Annotated in this window: 20 protein-coding genes; 8 read left to right on the plus strand and 12 right to left on the minus strand. The window is 72.3% G+C overall.

The window, feature by feature from the left end:
* Both ABD205_RS10930 and ABD205_RS10935 read left to right on the plus strand, forming a co-directional pair.
* A complete protein-coding gene (locus tag ABD205_RS10930) occupies nt 1-456 on the plus strand; it encodes a GNAT family N-acetyltransferase (protein WP_344044845.1) in 456 nt (151 codons plus the stop codon).
* A gap of 237 nt (nt 457-693) precedes the next feature.
* Nucleotides 694-1,617 carry a DUF559 domain-containing protein gene (locus ABD205_RS10935; protein WP_344044846.1) on the plus strand — a complete coding sequence of 308 codons (924 nt, stop codon included), beginning with the start codon at nt 694-696 and terminating at the stop codon, nt 1,615-1,617.
* A gap of 59 nt (nt 1,618-1,676) precedes the next feature.
* On the opposite strand, the gene ABD205_RS10940 is transcribed toward ABD205_RS10935, so the two are convergent.
* Both ABD205_RS10940 and ABD205_RS10945 read right to left on the minus strand, forming a co-directional pair.
* Nucleotides 1,677-3,020 (minus strand): class II 3-deoxy-7-phosphoheptulonate synthase, encoded by a 1,344-nt coding sequence (locus ABD205_RS10940; protein WP_344044847.1) that lies wholly within the window; start codon nt 3,018-3,020, stop codon nt 1,677-1,679.
* Between the two features lie 46 nt (nt 3,021-3,066).
* On the minus strand, nt 3,067-3,654 hold the full coding sequence (locus ABD205_RS10945) for a hypothetical protein (protein ID WP_344044848.1): 588 nt from the start codon (nt 3,652-3,654) through the stop codon (nt 3,067-3,069).
* Between the two features lie 30 nt (nt 3,655-3,684).
* On the opposite strand from ABD205_RS10945, the gene ABD205_RS10950 reads away from it, so the two are divergent.
* Together ABD205_RS10950 and ABD205_RS10955 are read left to right on the plus strand one after the other, a co-directional pair.
* The gene (locus tag ABD205_RS10950) at nt 3,685-4,443 is read left to right on the plus strand and encodes an endonuclease/exonuclease/phosphatase family protein (protein ID WP_344044849.1); all 759 of its coding nucleotides are present in this window, start codon (nt 3,685-3,687) and stop codon (nt 4,441-4,443) included.
* A 10-nt stretch (nt 4,444-4,453) separates the two neighbouring features.
* A complete protein-coding gene (locus tag ABD205_RS10955) occupies nt 4,454-5,383 on the plus strand; it encodes an NADP-dependent oxidoreductase (protein ID WP_344044850.1) in 930 nt (309 codons plus the stop codon).
* Nucleotides 5,384-5,590: 207 nt separating this feature from the next.
* Here the strand turns inward: ABD205_RS10955 and ABD205_RS10960 are convergent, their stop codons facing one another.
* Nucleotides 5,591-6,649, minus strand: a complete 1,059-nt coding sequence (locus ABD205_RS10960; protein WP_344044851.1) for a 6-phosphofructokinase — start codon at nt 6,647-6,649, stop codon at nt 5,591-5,593.
* Between the two features lie 56 nt (nt 6,650-6,705).
* Between ABD205_RS10960 and ABD205_RS10965 the strand changes: the two genes are divergently transcribed.
* A complete protein-coding gene (locus tag ABD205_RS10965; protein WP_344044852.1) occupies nt 6,706-7,521 on the plus strand; it encodes a DUF1028 domain-containing protein in 816 nt (271 codons plus the stop codon).
* Nucleotides 7,518-8,987, plus strand: a complete 1,470-nt coding sequence (locus ABD205_RS10970; protein ID WP_344044853.1) for an FGGY family carbohydrate kinase — start codon at nt 7,518-7,520, stop codon at nt 8,985-8,987. The genes ABD205_RS10965 and ABD205_RS10970 overlap by 4 nt, the downstream gene beginning before the upstream one ends.
* A 6-nt stretch (nt 8,988-8,993) precedes the next feature.
* Here the strand turns inward: ABD205_RS10970 and ABD205_RS10975 are convergent, their stop codons facing one another.
* The 4 genes from ABD205_RS10975 to ABD205_RS10990 are packed head-to-tail and all read right to left on the minus strand — an operon-like array spanning nt 8,994 to nt 11,893.
* A complete protein-coding gene (locus tag ABD205_RS10975; protein WP_344044854.1) occupies nt 8,994-9,851 on the minus strand; it encodes a coiled-coil domain-containing protein in 858 nt (285 codons plus the stop codon).
* The gene (locus tag ABD205_RS10980; protein WP_344044855.1) at nt 9,844-10,677 is read right to left on the minus strand and encodes an arylamine N-acetyltransferase family protein; all 834 of its coding nucleotides are present in this window, start codon (nt 10,675-10,677) and stop codon (nt 9,844-9,846) included. The genes ABD205_RS10975 and ABD205_RS10980 overlap by 8 nt, the downstream gene beginning before the upstream one ends.
* Nucleotides 10,674-11,171, minus strand: coding sequence for a flavin reductase family protein (locus tag ABD205_RS10985; RefSeq protein ID WP_344044856.1), 498 nt, complete (start codon nt 11,169-11,171; stop codon nt 10,674-10,676). Before ABD205_RS10985 ends, ABD205_RS10980 begins: the two co-directional genes overlap by 4 nt.
* The gene (locus ABD205_RS10990) at nt 11,168-11,893 is read right to left on the minus strand and encodes a lysophospholipid acyltransferase family protein (protein ID WP_344044857.1); all 726 of its coding nucleotides are present in this window, start codon (nt 11,891-11,893) and stop codon (nt 11,168-11,170) included. The genes ABD205_RS10985 and ABD205_RS10990 overlap by 4 nt, the downstream gene beginning before the upstream one ends.
* A 25-nt stretch (nt 11,894-11,918) precedes the next feature.
* Here ABD205_RS10990 and ABD205_RS10995 point away from each other — a divergent pair, with 25 nt between their 5' ends.
* Nucleotides 11,919-12,701 carry an alpha/beta hydrolase gene (locus ABD205_RS10995; protein WP_344044858.1) on the plus strand — a complete coding sequence of 261 codons (783 nt, stop codon included), beginning with the start codon at nt 11,919-11,921 and terminating at the stop codon, nt 12,699-12,701.
* Nucleotides 12,702-12,711: 10 nt separating this feature from the next.
* Nucleotides 12,712-13,164, plus strand: coding sequence for a hypothetical protein (locus tag ABD205_RS11000; protein ID WP_344044859.1), 453 nt, complete (start codon nt 12,712-12,714; stop codon nt 13,162-13,164).
* Here ABD205_RS11000 and ABD205_RS11005 read toward each other — a convergent pair.
* From ABD205_RS11005 to ABD205_RS11025, 5 genes are read right to left on the minus strand one after another with little or no spacing between them, the layout of a single operon-like run.
* The gene (locus ABD205_RS11005) at nt 13,112-14,209 is read right to left on the minus strand and encodes an ROK family protein (protein ID WP_344044860.1); all 1,098 of its coding nucleotides are present in this window, start codon (nt 14,207-14,209) and stop codon (nt 13,112-13,114) included. The genes ABD205_RS11000 and ABD205_RS11005 overlap by 53 nt on opposite strands.
* A gap of 22 nt (nt 14,210-14,231) precedes the next feature.
* Entirely contained in the window at nt 14,232-15,167 is a 936-nt protein-coding gene (locus ABD205_RS11010) for an ROK family glucokinase (protein WP_344044861.1), read from the minus strand.
* A complete protein-coding gene (locus ABD205_RS11015) occupies nt 15,164-15,562 on the minus strand; it encodes a DUF5304 family protein (protein ID WP_344044862.1) in 399 nt (132 codons plus the stop codon). Before ABD205_RS11015 ends, ABD205_RS11010 begins: the two co-directional genes overlap by 4 nt.
* The gene (locus tag ABD205_RS11020; protein ID WP_344044864.1) at nt 15,559-16,803 is read right to left on the minus strand and encodes an ArsA family ATPase; all 1,245 of its coding nucleotides are present in this window, start codon (nt 16,801-16,803) and stop codon (nt 15,559-15,561) included. The genes ABD205_RS11015 and ABD205_RS11020 overlap by 4 nt, the downstream gene beginning before the upstream one ends.
* Nucleotides 16,800-17,237, minus strand: a complete 438-nt coding sequence (locus ABD205_RS11025; RefSeq protein ID WP_344044865.1) for an SRPBCC family protein — start codon at nt 17,235-17,237, stop codon at nt 16,800-16,802. Before ABD205_RS11025 ends, ABD205_RS11020 begins: the two co-directional genes overlap by 4 nt.
* Between the last annotated feature and the right edge of the window lie 20 nt (nt 17,238-17,257).

The following is a 17,257-nucleotide window of genomic DNA, read 5'->3' on the forward strand; positions in this document are numbered from 1 at the left end:
GTGCCCCGCATCACCGTCGCCGCCGCCTCGGCCGAGGACCTCGACGCGGTGATGGCGATCTGGACGGCCGCCGACGCCACGCACCGTCGTCCGGCCGGCGCCGTGCGCACCGCGCGCGTCCGCGAGAAGCTCGAGACCGGCGAGCTCGTGCTGCTCGCCCACTACGGCGAACGGCCGGCCGGCATGGCGCTGGCCGAGACCTACGTCGACGGCGGCTCCCCCGATCCCGCCACCGGCCACATCTCGATGGTCTTCGTCGACCCGGCCGTGTGGGGCTCCGGCGTCGGCACGAAGCTGCTCCGCGACCTGCAGACGCGCTGGCCGCGACTCTCTGTCTGGACCCGCGCCGACAACCGGCGCGCCCGGCGGCTCTACCTCGGCGCCGGCTTCGTCGACTCCGGCAACCGCTCGACGTTGCAGGACGGCGACGAGATCGTCCACCTGGTCTGGGGCTGACGCCGAGATCCGGGTTGTGGCCCGCCGAGATCCGGGTTGTGGCCCGCCGAGATCCGGGTTGTGGCCCGCCGAGATCCGGGTTGTGGCCCGCCGAGATCCGGGTTGTGGCCCGCCGAGATCCGGGTTGTGGCGCAGCGCGGGGCCACTTGCCATCCACAACCCGCGAGCGGCGTACGCCGTCCACAGGCGATGTCGTCGACCACTCTCGCGATCTCCGGCTCGCTCCAGAGTCTGGTCATGGACCTTGCCACCCTTCCCGAGACCCCGTTCCGCGCCTCAGACCTGTCCAGCCTCGAGCTCTCGCGCGCCCACCTGCGACAGATGATCGAGACCGGACAGGTCCGTCGCCTGCTGCGGGGGATCTACGTCCGGGCCGATGCCGCCGACACCGTGCTGCTTCGGGCGCAGGCGGTGGCGATCGCCGTCGACGAGCACCACGTCGTCTGCGACCGGACCGCCGCTTGGTTGCACGAGGTCGACGTGTTGACGGCCGCGGAGCTCGACGTGCTTCCCCCGATCGAGACATGCACGCTCAAGGGCCGACACAACACCGAGCGGGTCGACGTCGACGGCCACCAACGCGACCTCCAAGCCGTCGACATCATGGTGATCCACGGTCTACGTGTGACGACGCCCGTTCGCACTGCCCTCGATCTGGGCTGTCTGCTCCGGCGCCGCGAGGCCTACGCCGCACTGAACGAGTTCGCCCGCCGGCACGCGATCACGCCGCAGCAGCTGACGGCCGAGGTCGCTCGCCGATTCCGCGGGCGCCGCGGCGTACGCCAGCTCAGGGCGCTCATCCCTCTCATCGAGCCGCGCGTCGAGTCCGTCCGCGAGTCGTGGACGCTGTTGGCGATCCACGACGCCGGGCTTCCCCTTCCCGAGCCGCAGGTCTGGATCGAGATCGACGGAGTGCCGACCTATCGCCTCGACTTCGCCTACCGCAGACTCCGGGTCGCGGTGGAGTACGACGGCCGCGACGCGCACGATCTGACCGCCGAGCAGCGTGAGCACGACACCGCTCGCCGGGCGTGGCTGCGCGCCCACGGATGGACGGTCATCGTCCTCCGCGAAGGTGACTTCACCGGCCTCGCGCTGGATCGGTGGCTCGCCCGGCTCGCAGCGGCGCTGCGACCGTCGTACTCGAACCGTCGTTGGTGACCCACAACCCCGATCTCAGCGAGCCACAACCCGGATGTCGGCGGGCCCCGGGGCGAGCCTCAGGCCTTGCGGAGCATGTCGGCGACGAGGAAGGCCATCTCCAGCGACTGCACCCGGTTCAGCCGAGGGTCGCAGACCGACTCGTAGCGGTGGGCCAGGTCGGCGTCGGTGAGCATCTCGCCGCCGCCGAGGCACTCGGTGACGTTGTCGCCGGTGAGCTCGACGTGCAGTCCACCCGGCCAGGTGCCGAGCGCGCGGTGCACGTCGAAGAAGCCCTGCACCTCGTCGAGCACGTCGTCGAAGTTGCGGGTCTTGTAGCCCGAGGGCGCCTCGAAGGTGTTGCCGTGCATCGGGTCGGTGATCCAAGCGACCTGCAGACCCTCGGCCGTGACCTTCTCGATGATCGGCGGCAGACCCTCGCGGATCCTGCTCGCGCCGAAGCGGGTGATGAAGGTGAGCCGGCCGGGCTCGTTGGTGGGGTTCAGCTTGGCCGCGAGAGAGATCGCGTCGTCGGGGCTCGTGGACGGGCCGAGCTTGACGCCGATCGGGTTCTTGATGCGCGAGAGCAGCTCGACGTGGGCGCCGTCGATCTGGCGGGTGCGCTCGCCGATCCAGACGAAGTGCCCGGAGACGTCGTAGGGCTGCTGGGTGCGGGAGTCGATGCGGGTGAGTGCGTGCTCGTACTCGAGGATCAGCGCCTCGTGCGAGGAGTGGAAGTCGACGCGGTGGAACTCGTCGGGGTCCGCGACGCCGATGGCCTGCATGAACGCCATCGCCCGGTCGATCTCGCCCGCCAGAGCCTCGTACTTGGCCGCGAACGGCGAGCCCTTGACGAAGTCCTGGTTCCAGGTGTGGACCTGGCGCAGGTCGGCGTAGCCACCGGTGACGAACGCGCGCACCAGGTTGAGGGTCGCGGCGGAGGCGTTGTAGACGTCCACCAGGCGCTGCGGGTCCGGCACCCGCGACTCCGGGGTGAAGTCGTAGCCGTTGACGGCGTCGCCGCGGTACGCCGGCAGCGTGACACCCTCGCGGGTCTCGGAGTCGTTCGAGCGGGGCTTGGCGTACTGCCCGGCGAGGCGGCCGATCTTCACGACCGGCACGGAGGCGGCGTACGTGAGCACGACCGCCATCTGCAGCAGCACCCGCAGCTTCGCCCGCACGTTGTCGGCGGTCACCCCGGCCAGCGTCTCGGCGCAGTCGCCGCCCTGCAGGATGAACGCCTCGCCCCGGGTCACGGCCGCGATCCGCCCGGTGAGGTCGTCGCACTCGCCTGCGAAGACGAGCGGCGGCTTGGTGCGCAGCTTGTCGACGGCGGCCTGCACGGCCTCGGCGTCGGGGTAGGCCGGCTGCTGAGCCGCGCCCAGCGCGTGCAGATCGGCGATGCTCGGGATCTCGGATGTCACCGCATCAGGGTACGGCGACCAGGACCCCACGAACGAACGTCGGCCATCAGGCGGGCGGGATGATCCCCAGCCGCTCCAGCAGGACGAGGAACGCGTAGGCGAAGTCGTTCGCCTTCGTCTCGGTGCGCACGACCGCCCAGTCGACCTGCTCGCGCACCGCGCGCGCGGCCGGGAGCGCCTTGCCGAAGTCGCAGGCGTGCTCCTCCATCGCGTTGAGCTTGTCGCTCATCAGCGTGGTGGCGGGCAGGACCGGCATCGACACCGACTCGACCTCGATCTCGTCGACGCCGTCGAAGTGGCTCCGCTCGACAGGGACGCCCGCACTGCGGAACAGGATGTCGACCATGGCCGGCGACTCCCCCTCCCCGACGAAGACCTTGAACAACCAGTCCTCCGGCGGCTGGACGACCTGCAGTCCCTGCTCGGCCAGTCGCGCCATGACGAGCGGCGCATCGGCCTCGGCGACCATGAAGTCGACGTCGTGCTCGGGCTCCGGCCCGCCGCGTGCCCAGAGCGCGTAGCCCCCGGTCAGCGCGAACGGCGCGTCATCCTGCTTGAGCGTGACGGCGACGAGCTTGAGCGCCTCCCTCAGGTCCCGCTGGGCTCCTCTGATGTCGAGCCTGACCTCCGGCATCCCTCGCCGTTACCCGGGTACCAGCCCCGCATGCGCGTCGTCACCTTCAACATCCTGAACGGGCGCTCACCAGACCGGCATGAGGTGGACATCGCCTCCTTCGCCGCGGCGGTGAATAGCCTCGACGCGGACGTCCTCGCGCTGCAGGAGGTCGACCGGTTCCAGCCCCGCTCCGGGCGGGCCGACCTCACGGCGGTCGCGGCCGAGGCGACAGGCGCCGAGGAGCACCTGTTCGTCGCATCGCTCGCCGGCACGCCCGGGGCGACCTGGACCGCGGCGACGGGCGAGGAACAGCCTGACAGCGCGGCGTACGGCATCGCGCTGCTGTCGCGCTACCCGGTGTCCGCGTGGGAGACCGTGCGCCTGCCCGCCGTACCGGTCCCCGCGCCGGTGCGGCATCCCGGGCGGAGGCTGCCGTCGGTGGTCCGCGACGAGCCGCGGGTCGCCGTCGCCGCCGTGGTCGACACGCCGCTCGGCTCGATGACGATCGCCAACACGCACCTGTCGTACGTGCGCTGGTGGAACGGTCGGCAGCTGCGGCTGCTGACACGCTCGCTCGCCCATCTGCCCCGCCCGCTGCTGCTCACCGGCGACCTCAACATGGGTCCCGACCGCGCGGCGCTGGCGACGGGGCTGACGAGCATCGCCGACCACCTCACGTTCCCGTGGGACACGCCGAGCGTGCAGCTGGACCACATCCTCGCCGACCCCCCGCTGCGGGCCCGGTCATCGGTACGCCGGCTGCCGGTGTCGGACCACCTGGCTCTGGTCGCCGACATCGACGGCTAGGGTCGCCCGCATGGCGACGATGGTGGTGGCACGTGACTTCGGCGGACCTGAGGTGCTCGACGTGGTCGAGACCGACGTTCCTTCCCCGGGCCCCGGCGAGGTGCGGATCACGGTCCGCGCCGCCGGCGTGAACCCGGCCGACGTGAAGCTGCGCGAGGGCGTCTTCGGACGGCCTCCGCTCCCGCTGCGGCTCGGCAGCGAGATCTCCGGCGTGATCGCCGAGGTCGGCACCGACGTGACCGGCCTCTCGGCCGGGGACGAGGTGCTCGCGTACCGCGTCTCAGGCGGGTACGCCACCGAGCTGATCACCAAGGCGACCAACGTCTTCCGCAAGCCGGCGTCCCTCCCGTTCGAGGAGGCCGCCGGACTGCTGCTCGTCGGCGCGACGGCCGCGCACGCCCTCGAAGCCTCCGGCGTCGGCGAGGGTGACACGCTGCTCGTGCACGCCGCGGCCGGCGGCGTCGGCCAGCAGCTCGTGCAGCTCGCCCGGCTGCGCGGCGTACGCGTCATCGGCACCGGCAGCGAGCGCTCCGCCGACCTGCTGCGCGAGCTCGGCGCGGAGCCTGTCGCGTACGGCGACGGGCTGGCCGACCGGGTCCGCGCGCTGGCCCCCGAGGGACCCACCGCCGCCGTCGACCTCGCCGGAACCGACGAGGCGCTCTCCGTCTCGCTGGAGCTCGTCGGCGACCCCGAGCGAGTCGTCACGGCCTCGCCCCGGCAGGCGGCGGTCGATGCCGGCATCCGGGCCATCGGAGGCGGCCCCGGTGCCGATCCCGGCACTCAGATCCGCAACGCGGCCCGTGCCGAGCTGGTCCGGCTGGCCGGCGACGGATCCATCAAGGTCCGGGTGAGCAGGACCTTCCCGCTCACCGACGTCGCTGATGCCCACCGGTTCGTCGCCGAGGGACACTCGGGTGGCAAGGTCGTGTTGATCCCGTAGCCGTGTGCCGGGGCCCCTCGCAAACTGTCACGGTGATAGTTGGCGCGACCGGTGACACTTCGTAGGTGTCACCCGTCGCCCGAACTGTCACGGTGACAGTTCGCAACTGTCACGGTGATAGTTCGCGCGACCGGTGACACTTCACAGCTGTCACCCATCGCCCAAACCGTCACGGTGATAGTTCGCGCGGCAGCGCGACGCACACGCTCAGCCGAAGAAGACCTGCGCCTCGGCGTACTCCTCGGGGCTGACCAGCTTGAGCTCGCCGGTGGCCACCGAGAGCGGCACCCGCACGATCGTGGCGCCCCGCAGGGCCGTCATCACGCCGAACTCGCCGTCGGCGACGGCGTCGATCGCGTGCAGGCCCAGCCGGGTCGCGAGCCAGCGGTCGAAGGCCGTCGGGGTGCCGCCGCGCTGGACGTGCCCGAGCACGACGGCGCGCGCCTCGCACCCGACCCGCTGCTCGATCTCGTGCGCGAGCCGGTCTCCGATACCGCCGAGCCGCACGTGACCGAAGGCATCGAGCTCGCCGTCCTGCAGCGTCATGCCGGAGCCGTCGCGCGGGACCGCCCCTTCGGCGACGACCAGGATCGGCGCGTAGCGCGACTCGAAGCGGCTCTTCACGAGAGCACATACCTCGTCGATGTCGAAGGGCTGCTCCGGGATCAGCACGATGTTCGCGCCCCCGGCGATGCCGCTGTGCAGCGCGATCCAGCCGGCGTGGCGTCCCATCACCTCCACGACGAGGACACGGTGGTGGGACTCGGCGGTCGTGTGCAGCCGGTCGATCGCCTCCGTGGCGATGTTGACGGCCGTGTCGAAGCCGAACGTGAAGTCGGTGCCCGAGAGGTCGTTGTCGATCGTCTTCGGCACGCCGACGACCCGGACGCCCTCCTCGGCGAGCTCGGTCGCCACGCCGAGCGTGTCCTCGCCGCCGATGGCCACGAGCGCGTCGACGCCGTCGGCGGTGAGCTGGTCGTGGATCCGTCGTACGCCGTCGGCGACCTTCAGCGGGTTGGTGCGACTGGAGCCGAGGATGGTGCCGCCGCGAGGAAGGATCCCGCGGCACTGCTCGATCCCGAGCTCCATGGTCAGCCCCTCCAGCGGCCCCTTCCAGCCGTCGCGGTAGCCGACGAAGTCGAAGCCGTGGACCGATACGCCCTTGCGCACGACCGCCCGGATGACTGCGTTCAGGCCGGGGCAGTCGCCACCCCCGGTCAGGACTCCGACGCGCATGCCGACCTCCTTGTATGTGATCTCGCTCACAGCCTGACACGAGGTGTCAACCTCTGGCGAGCGTGCCACGCCACTATGGTCGGCCCATGACCTTCTCGATCGTGGCCCGCTCCGCCGACGGTGAGTCGTGGGGCGTGGCAGTCGCCTCCAAGTTCCTGGCCGTGGGATCGGCCGTGCCTGCCGCTGTCGCCGGGGTCGGCGCCATCGCCACCCAGGCGCACGCCAACGTCGCCTACAAGGGTCAGGCCCTCGCTCACCTCGACGACGGCGCGACGGCGTCGGTCGCGCTGCAGCGCCTCCTGGAGGAGGACGACGGACGCGACCAGCGCCAGGTCGGGATCGTCGACGTCGACGGCAACGCCGCCTCCCACACCGGGCCGGCATGCCTGGACTGGGCCGGGTCCCTGACCGGCGACGGCTACGCCATCCAGGGCAACATCCTCACCGGCTCCGAGGTGGTCGAGGCGATGGAGGCCGCGTGGCTCGGCTCCGACCCGGAAGCACCGCTGGCCCGGCGGCTGCTCGCCGCGCTTGCCGCGGGCGACCAGGCCGGCGGCGACAGCCGGGGCCGGCAGAGCGCGGCGGTGCTCGTCGTACGCGAGGACGCCGGGTACGACGGCGGAGACGACATCGCCGTCGACCTGCGCGTCGACGACCATGCAGCACCCATCCCCGAGCTGCTTCGGCTGCTCGACCTCAACGACCTGTACCTGACCGCCTCGACCGAGGCCGAGAAGGTGCCGGTCACGCCAGAGATCGAGGCCGAACTCGAGGCGTTCGCGCGCGCTCAGGGCGCCCGCGACTTCCTGGCGTGGGTCGGCAGCGAGAACTACGAGATGCGGGTGGCCGACGACCTCTCCTGGATCGACGAGCAGATCCTCGCGATCGTCCGAGGCTCATGAGCGTCCTGGCGATCGACGCCGGCACCACGGGAGTCACCGCTCTCGTCGTGACGCCGGACGGGGCGATCGTCGCTCGCGGCTACCAGGAGTTCCCGCAGCACTTCCCTCAGCCGGGCTGGGTGGAGCACTCCCCCGAGGAGATCTGGGCGGCGACCCTGGCCGCGACGCACCAGGCCGTCGCGTCGTACGACGGCCCGCTGACCGCGCTCGGGATCACCAATCAGCGCGAGACGGTGCTGCTGTGGGACCGCGAGACGCTCGGCTCGCCGCGGCGGGCGATCGTCTGGCAGGACCGGCGGACGACCGCCATCTGCGACCGCCTGCGCGAGGCTGGCCACGAGCCCCGGGTGACCGAGGTGACCGGGCTTCGGCTGGACCCGTACTTCTCCGCCACCAAGCTCGCCTGGATCGCCGAGCACGAGCCGCACACCTGGTCGCTGGTGCAGGCCGGGCGCTACGCGATCGGCACGGTGGAGTCCTATCTCGTCGCCCGGATGACACGCGGGGTCTGGCACGTCACCGACGTGTCGAACGCCTGCCGCACCCTGCTCCTCGACCTGGCCGCGGGCGACTGGTCCGACGAGATGTGCGGGCTCTTCGGCGTCCCGCGCGACGCGCTGCCGGAGCTCGTGCCCAACTGGGGCGCGCCGATGGTCACCGACCCGCGCACGTTCCTGGGCCTCGAGCTGCCGATCGCCGGCCTGGCGGGCGACCAGCAGTCGGCACTGTTCGGACAGACTTGCTTCGAGGCCGGGGACGCCAAGTGCACCTACGGCACCGGATCCTTCGTCCTCACCAACACCGGCTCCACGATCGAGCGGTCCGACGCCGGACTGCTCTCGACCGCCGCGTGGCGCTCACCGGCGGGCGAGCTCACCTACGCTCTGGAGGGCGCGATCTTCGTGACCGGCGCTGCGGTGCAGTGGCTGCGCGACGGTCTCCAGATCGTCGGGTCGGCCGCCGAGACCGACGCCATCGCGAGCACGGTGCCCGACAGCGGCGATGTTGTGTTCGTCCCGGCGCTGACCGGTCTGGGCGCGCCGTACTGGGACCCGAAAGCCCGCGGCACGATCGTGGGCATCACCCGCGGGACCACCCGCGCCCACCTGATCCGCGCGACGCTCGAGGCGATCGCGTTCGAGGTCCGCGACGTGCTGGAGACGATGCCGGCCCTCTCCTCGCTGCGCGTCGACGGCGGGGCGGCGGCCAACGACCTGCTCTGCCAGCTCCAGGCCGACCAGCTCGGCGTCACCGTGACCCGCCCGAAGCAGGTCGAGACGACCGGCCTCGGCGCGGCGTTCCTCGCCGGTCTCGGGACGGGCGTGTGGTCCTCCACCGACGACCTGCGCGCCACCTGGTCGGTCGACCGGGAGTTCGCGCCCGCCGCCTCGCGCGACGCCGCCGATGCGGCGTACTCCCGGTGGCGCGACGCCGTGGAGCGGTCGCGCGGGTGGGCGCAGGCCTAGCGGGTCCTAGCGCGGCGCCTCGCCCTGCAGCCGGTCGACCTCGGCCTGGGCATCGGCGAGCTGGTCGGCCGCGACGTCGCGCGTCTCCTCCGCCTCCGCGAGCTCGTCGTCGACCTCCTCGGCCCGTTCCTCGAGGTCCGCCACCCGGCGACGCGCCTCCTCGAGCTCCGCGGCGACCTGGAGCGCACGGGCCTCCAGCGCCTTGACCTCCGCCTGCGCCTCCTCGTGCTCCTCGCGGACCTCGTCGAGAGCGGCGCGTGCCTCCTCCAGCGCCTTCTCCCAGCGTGCCTGCTCGGCCTCCCCCGGATCCGGATCGGGTACGACGCGCAGCTCCCGTGACACCGGCGCGGCCGCGAACCCGAGCGCCTCCGGCACCGCGACCGCCGCGGCCGCGTCGACCGCATCGACCCCGGTCGCGGCGAGCGGTGCGACGAGCAGCCCGCTTCGGACCGCCGCGGCGGCGCCGGGGTCGAGCATCGCCGCCGTCAGCGTGGCCTCCACCTGGTCGGCCACGGAGTCGGTCACCCTCACGCCACGCTCGCGAGCGACCGCCCGGGCCCGCGCAGTCACGGCGGCCGTCAGCTGGCGTCGCTGCTTGGTCAGCTCGCGCAGCTGCGCGGCGTCCATCCCGGCGGCCGCGGAGCGGAGGGCCTCACCGACCGCGAGCACCTGCTCGACCTGCTCGGTCTCGTGGCGCACGAGCAGGTTGACGACCCAGGCCGCCAGCGACGGCTTGCGCAGTGCCTTGACCGCGGCCTTGACCGCCGGGTCGTCGAGCTCCTTGACGCGGGCGTCGCGCGCCGGCGTGAACGCGGCCAGGGGCAGCGCGTAGAGCTCGTCGGCGATCGGCAGCAGGTCAGCCACGGACGAGCCAGTCCTCGTGGGCGACCAGCATCCGCCGGTGCAGGAGGCGCAACGCGTCCTCGTCGACACCGGCCAGCGAGACGCCGAGGCCGGCGATCACGCGTCGCCAGTCGTCGTAGGCACGGAGGTCGCGGGCGAAGGCGCCCTCGCCGGCGCGCAGGTGCCGGATGCCGCGCAGGGTCTCGGCTCCACGCTCGTCGCGGCGCTGCACGACGAGGAGTCGCGTGAAGGCGCCGTCGGGCGGGGTCGAGAGCCGTGCGTGGTTGGCGTCGACGTCCGCCTGCGACACACCCACAGGCCCGACGAGGCTGCCCAGGAAGCTGTTGGACGGGTCGTGGTGGAAGGTCCAGCCGCGCTCGGAGAGCCGCGCGATGCGGTAGACGAACGTCCCCTGTCGGTGCACCCCCGCGACAAGGGGCAGCGGATCGCGGAACCCATCGCCGTAGCCGAGGTCGGGCCACCAGCGCCCACCCGGGTTCTCCGGTGTCGGAAGGCCGCTGACGACGAGCACGAGGTGGTCGAGCTCGCCTGAGGAGCCCACCTCCTGGAGCATCGATGCCGGGTGCCGCTCGACGGTGAAGCCCAGCTCGCGCAGCACCAGCTCGACGGCGCCGTTGTGGTGGAAGCAGTAGCCGGCGTTCCCGCCGTCGGCGATCCGCGCCAGCGTCTCGGCCGGGTCGGCCGAGGTCGGGGCACCCAGCATGATGGCCAGGTTCTCGTAGGGCACCGCGTCGAGGTGGCGACGGTGCAGGTCGACGAGCGTCGCCGCGCTGGGCTCGGGGCGACGCTCGACGCCCAGCCGGGCCAGGTAGCCGTCGACGCTCATCGCACGTACCTCCCGCGCCGGTGGAGGAGCGGCTCGTCCTCCTCGCCCACCACGATTTCCTCGAGGACCACCGTGACGAGCTCGGACCATCCCACCGACGTGGCCGACTCCAGCGCGACACCCGCCCAGGTGGTGGCGTCGGCGAGCCGCGGCCCCCACGCGGTCTCCTCGAAGTCCCCCATCCGGAAGGGGCCGCCCGGGGCCGGCGCGGTCCCGGCGAACGCGTCGGCGAGATCACGGTGCCGCCACGACAGCAGCTGTACGACGGCCCGGCCCGTCTCGCTCAACGTCTCGGCCAGGTCGCTGTCGGGGTCGAGCAGCGCCAGCAGGCGGGCCGGATCGCCGTTGGCGACCATGAGCGACGACACGGTCAGGCCGGCGCCCTCCCCGGCACGGGACGACGTCCAGAGCGTCACCGTCCCGCCGAGCCGCCCCCGCAGCCGGCGTACCGGGTCGTCCGGCGTCGGGAACGGGTGCGACTGGTGGATGGTCAAGCGGCCGGCTTGTCGTGCGCCTCGGGCGCCTGCTGCTTGGCGAGCTCCTTGGCGCGGCTGGCGTACATGTCGACGTACTCCTGGCCGGAGAGCTTCATGATCTCGTACATGATCTCGTCGGTGATCGAGCGCAGGATGTAGCGGTCGTTCTCCAGGCCGTCGTAGCGGGAGAAGTCGAGCGGCTTGCCGAATCGCACGGTCGGCTGGGCGAAGCGGCCGAAGGCCTTGCCCGGAGGGGCCACCTCGTCGGTCTTCAGCACAGCGACGGGGATGACCGGCGCCTTGGTGATGAGTGCGAGCCGGGCGACGCCGGTCTTGCCGCGGTAGAGCCGGCCGTCGTGCGAACGGGTGCCCTCGGGGTAGATGCCGAACAGCTCCCCCTCGTCGAGCACCTTGCGCGCGGCGAGCAGCGCCCCCTCGGCCGCATCGGCGCCGGAGCGGTCGATCGGCACGTTGCCGGTGCCGGAGAAGAACGTCTTCTTGAACCAGCCCTTCACGCCGGGCTCGGTGAAGTACTCCGCCTTCGCGACGAAGCGCACCATCCGGGGCAGGCCGAGCGGCATGAACAGCCAGTCGGCGTAGGACAGATGGTTGCCCGCCAGGATCGCGGGGCCCTCCGCGGGGACGTTCTCGGCGCCCTCCACGCGCGGTCGGAAGACGAGCTTCAGCCATGGGCCGATGGCCACCCATTTGAGCACCGAGTAGAACACCCTCACGAACACAGCCGAATCCTTGCAGAATGCACCTGTGACGACTACCCCGCCCGTGCTCGCCGGCGCCGAGCCCCTCTCCCTTCCTGCCCGTCCCGAGCTGACCGGCGGCCGCCGGATCGGCGTCCTGCTCACCCACGGCTTCACCGGCTCGCCCGGCTCCATGCGGGCCTGGGGCGAGCACCTCGCCGAGCTGGGGTACGCCGTCGAGGTGCCGCGACTCCCCGGGCACGGGACCGACTGGCGCGACCTGAACACCCGGTCGTGGGCCGACTGGTACGGCGAGGTGGAGCGCGTCTTCGAGCAGCTCGCCGCGGAGAACGACGCCGTCGTCGTCGCCGGACTGTCCATGGGCGGCGCGCTGTCGCTGCGGCTCGCCGCCGACCACGCCGATCAGGTCAGCGGCGTCGTGGTGGTCAACCCGATCGTGGCGACCAAGCGGTTCGACGTGAAGCTGCTGCCCGTGCTCAAGCACGTCGTGCCCGCACTGAAGGGCATCGGCAGCGACATCAAGAAGGCCGACGCCGTCGAGCAGTCCTACCTGCACACACCCCTCAAGGCCATCCACACGCTGTTCCAGGCGCTGAAGCTGCTCGTCCCGGACCTGGCCAAGGTCACCGCGCCGCTGCTCTATCTCCGCTCGACCGAGGACCACGTCGTCGACGAGGTGTCCGAGCCGATCATCCTGCGTCAGATCGGCTCGACGGACGTCACCGTCATCAGGCTCGAGAACAGCTACCACGTGGCGACGCTCGACAACGACGCGCAGCGGATCTTCGACGAGTCGGCCGCGTTCGTCGCGAGGGTGACCGCGGACTAGGCTCGGCGGCGTGCCGCAGACGGAGGAACCCAACGACCCGGACCTGGCGGCCTGGCGCGAGATCGTTGAGAACTACGGCGACCGGGCGGAGCTGCCGCCGGACGCCGCAGCGGTCGAGCCCGCGACCGAGTCGGGACCGGCGTACTCGATCCGGTTCGGGGAGTTCGGCGACGACGTCGACGAGGCCTTCGAGGCGCCGTCCGACCCGGTCGACGACGGCTTCGTGCCGCCGGAGCCTGAGCCGATCCATCTCGGCCCCGCGCGGACCGCGGCGTGGTCCGGTGTCCTCGGCGCGCCCGTGCTCGCGCTCATCGCGACCGTCGTGGTGACCGCGACGAACATGTCGGTCCCCCACTGGTTCGGGTGGCTGCTGGTCGCGGCCTTCCTCGGCGGCTTCGGCTACCTGGTCGTCACGATGCCGAAGGACCGCGACGACCCTTGGGACGACGGCGCGAGGCTGTAGCAGCGGTCTCGGGCGTCACCAGGTCGCGGAAGCGCTGCAGCCGCTCCCGGCGCCGTGCCCGCCTGACGAGCTCGCCGCGCCGGCGTCGGAACATCGGCCGGACGGCCTCGGCGCGGGCCAGGTCGGCGGCGCCGACGATGCCGGCCTCCGGGCCGAACCGAGCCTGCTGCAGGGTCGGGATCTCGCGGTGCCCGGCACCCACCAGCGACTCGGCGAGCGCCACCCTCGCCGGCTCGAGAAGCAGGTCTCCGGCTGCGGAGACCCCACCACCGACGACGACGAGCTCGGGGTCGAAGGCCGCGATCAGGTTCGCGGCTCCGACACCCAGCCAGCCACCGACGGAGGCGAAGGCCTCGAGCGCGACCGGGTCACCGAGCCGGGCGGCGTCGGTGACCATCGGACCGGTCAGGGCGGCGGGGTCCCCGCCGCACGCGTCGTCGAGCAGCGTCTGACGGCCGTCCAGGCGGGCCCGCGCGAAGCGGACCAGGGCGTTGCCGCTGCAGTACTGCTCCCAGCAGCCCGTGCCGCCGCACTCGCACGCCTGGCCGTTGGGGACGACCTGCATGTGGCCGAACTCGCCGGCCATGCCGTTGTGGCCGCGCAGCAGCGTCCGGCCGAGCACGAGGCTGCCGCCGATACCGGTGCCGAGGGTGATCATGACGACGTCGGTGTAGCCACGGGCCGCCCCGAAGGCGTACTCGGCGCGGGCCGCGCAGTTGGCGTCGTTGTCGAGCGCGACGGGCACGCCCCAGCGCGTTTCCAGCCGGGCACGGGTCGGGTCCATCCGCCACGGCAGGTGCGGCGCGAACATGACCCGCTCTCCGGCGGCGTCGACGAACCCGGCCGCCGCGAGGCCGACGCCGTCGATCCGCCGTCCGTCGGCGACCTCCTGCACGGCCTCGGTCAGCGCGTCCTCGACGAGGGTGACGTCGACGAGCCGGCCGGGGGTCGAGCGCCGCGCCGTCCGCCCGACGGTGCCGTCGGGCAGCACCTCACCGGCGAGCACCTTCGTGCCGCCGATGTCGACGCCGATGTAGAGCGTCACGCTGTCGCGCAGTCCGCTCGACTCACCGGCGGGCCAGGTCGGCGGCGCCGATGAGGCCGGCCCGGTCTCCGAGCGTGGCCTTCCGGATCACCAGCTCGGGGCGGTGACCCCGGCCGGTCAGCTGGCTCAGGAAGCCCTCGCGGGCCGGCTCGAGCAGCAGCTCGTCGGCCTCGGAGACCCCTCCGCCGATCGCGACGGTCGCCGGGTCGAGCACGGCGGTGAGGGACGCGATGCCCTCGCCCAGCCACCGCCCGAGCTCACCGAGCAGCGCGATCGCCACGGAGTCGCCCTCGCGGGCCGCGGCCGTCACGAGTGGACCGTTGATCGACTCCACGGAGCCGCCCGCACGCTTGAGCAGGTCGTCGGCGCGCCCGGCCTCGGCCGCCTCGCGGGCCATCCGGACGAGCGCGTTGCCGCTGGCGTACATCTCGAAGCAGCCGAGGTTGCCGCAGCCGCACAGGATGCCGCCCGGCACGACCCGCATGTGGCCGATCTCGGCACCGATCCCGAAGGCGCCGCGGTAGAGCGCGCCGTCGAGCACCAGTCCGCCACCGACCCCGGTCCCGACGGTGATCAGCAGGAAGTCGTCGATGTCGGCCCCGGCGCCGTACGTGAACTCGCCCCAGGCGGCGGCGTTGGCGTCGTTCTCGATGACGACGGCCTTGCCGGTGCGGTCCTCGAGGTGGGCGCGCAGGTCGACGTCTCGCCACGCGATGTTGGGAGCGAAGAGGACCGTGCTGCGCGCCTTGTCGATGTAGCCGGCCGCGCCGACGCCGACGTGCGCGAAGTCGTGCCGCTTCGCGAGGTCGTCCACCAGACCCGCGACGGCGGTCGTGATGGCGTCGACGTCGGTCGCCGGGGACTCGACCCGGGCCTCCTCGACGATCGTGCCCTCGTCGTCGACGACGCCGGCCAGGATCTTGGTCCCGCCGACGTCCACTCCACAGGCCAGACTCACTGCCCCTCCTCCGGTTGCTCTGTCTCCGGTCGCTCCGACTCCGGCCAGTCTCCGCCGTTGTCGAGATCGATGTTCTCGACCTCCGCCGACCTGTCGCTCGCGGGGGCGGACGACGCCGCAACGGCAGCGAGCACGCCGGCCGCGGCCTGCATCAGCGAGGCCGCGGCGCTCGCCAGGTGCGTCTTGATCTCGGGGCTCGCCTCGCGGAAGACGTGGACGGTGCGGCAGATGGGGCAGTACGTGCACTCCGCCGCGCCGGTCGCGAGGTGGGTGTCGAGGTTCTGGCCCAGGTCGCTGGCCCAGCCCGAGAGCGCGCCGAACAGCTTCGCCGCCTCCTCGGCCGCCGACCCGATCCGGTCCTGCCCGCCGGCAGGGTCCTGGTCCGAACCCGTCACTGCCTCTTCCGTCCCTTCGATCCGTCGGCCCGATCACCGGCTTCTTCGCCGGACTCTCCGCCCGAGCGTGCTGATCCTTCCACGAAGCGCACCTGCAGCTCACCGGCCTCCACCCTCGCGCCCGCGATCCTGAGCCGGGCGATGCCCTGCGGCAGGGTCATCAGGCGGCGGTAGGAGCCGACGGTGACGACGAGGTCGTCGCCGTTGCGGGCCAGGTGGACCTGGTCCTTCGTGGCACCGGGCAGCGCGAGATGGGCGACCGCGCCGGTCGCGTTGCGGGTCACGCGGAACGGGCCGTCGCCCGTCGGCGGGGCGAGTGGGTCGGCCGGCTGACCGGCGTACACCTCGCGCGCCAGCACCTCGAGAGCCTGTACGCCGACCGGCTCGCGCGGCCGGTAGGTCGAGCGCCACAGCGGCAGCCCGGGGAACGACGCGTCCACGTCGACCAGCACCTCGTCCTGGGCGACCACCCAGCCGGCCCGCCAGTCGTCCGCCCCGTCGGCAGGGAAGACCCGGTTGGCGACGACGCCGTCGACGCGGTAGCCGTAGAGCGACAGCATCGTGTAGGAGCGCCTGGCCTCAGCCACCACGACGGTCTCGGGGGTCAGCACCAGGCGGACGCTCGCCGTCGGACCGGTCAGGAGGTCGCGCACCTCGAGCAGCTCGTCGTGCAGCCGCTGCAGCGCGTCGAAGACCGTCTCGCCCGGCATCGGGACGCCGGCGGCACGGGTGAGGACCGGCTTGAGCGCCTTGACGAGGCGGCGCTGCATCGGGAACACGCGGGCCATGTACCAGCCGAGCGCCTCCGGCAGTGCCAGCAGCCGGAGCGTCTCGGCCGTGGGAGCGCAGTCGACGACGATGACGTCCCACTCACCCGAGCGGGCACGCAGCCGCAGCTCGAGCAGGGCGAGCACCTCCTCGGCCCCGGGGATCACGGTCAGCTCCTCGGCCGCGACCGGGTCCATGCCGGCGACGTCGAGCACCGACAGGAGGTAGCGCTGGATGTCGGCCCAGGACTGCTCGAACCGGAGCTGGGCGTCGACCTGCTCGACGTACAGGTTCGGGGCGACGAGCGTCGGCTCCGCGCCGACCGGCGTGCCGAACGCGTCGGAGAGCGAGTGCGCGGCGTCGGTCGAGAGGACCAGCGTCCGCTTGCCGGAAGCGGCGGCCAGCGCGGCGGTCGACGCCGCCAGCGTCGACTTGCCGACGCCGCCCTTGCCGGTGAAGAGGATGACCCTCAAGACACCGACTCGACGCGCGTCTTCAGCCCCCGCAGCGCCGTCTCGATGAGGATCTTCTCGCCGCGGCGCTTGAGCATGCCGATGAGCGGGATCGTGAGGTCGAGGGCCAGCCGGTAGGTGACCTCGGTGCGCCCGCCGAGGTCGCGCAGGACGTAGGCGCCGTCCAGCGCCCGCAGCATGTTGCCGCGCGTCAGGGTCCAGGTGACCTGCTGGTCGCCGTCCCACGTGTACGCGAGGGTGTAGTTGTCCTTGATCGGCGCCACGTCCAGCACGAAGTGCACCTCGCTGGCCCGGCCGTCGGCGCCGGTCGACTCGACGTCGGCCACCTTCACGCCCTTGGCCCACGAGGGGTACGCGGCGAAGTCCGCGATCACGGCCATGACCGCCGCCGGCGGGGCGTCGACGACGATCGAGGAGGTGGTCTGTTCAGCCATGTGATGGAGTCCCAGCAGTC

Source organism: Nocardioides panacihumi (assembly GCF_039530925.1).
Classification (GTDB): Bacteria; Actinomycetota; Actinomycetes; order Propionibacteriales; family Nocardioidaceae; genus Nocardioides; species Nocardioides panacihumi.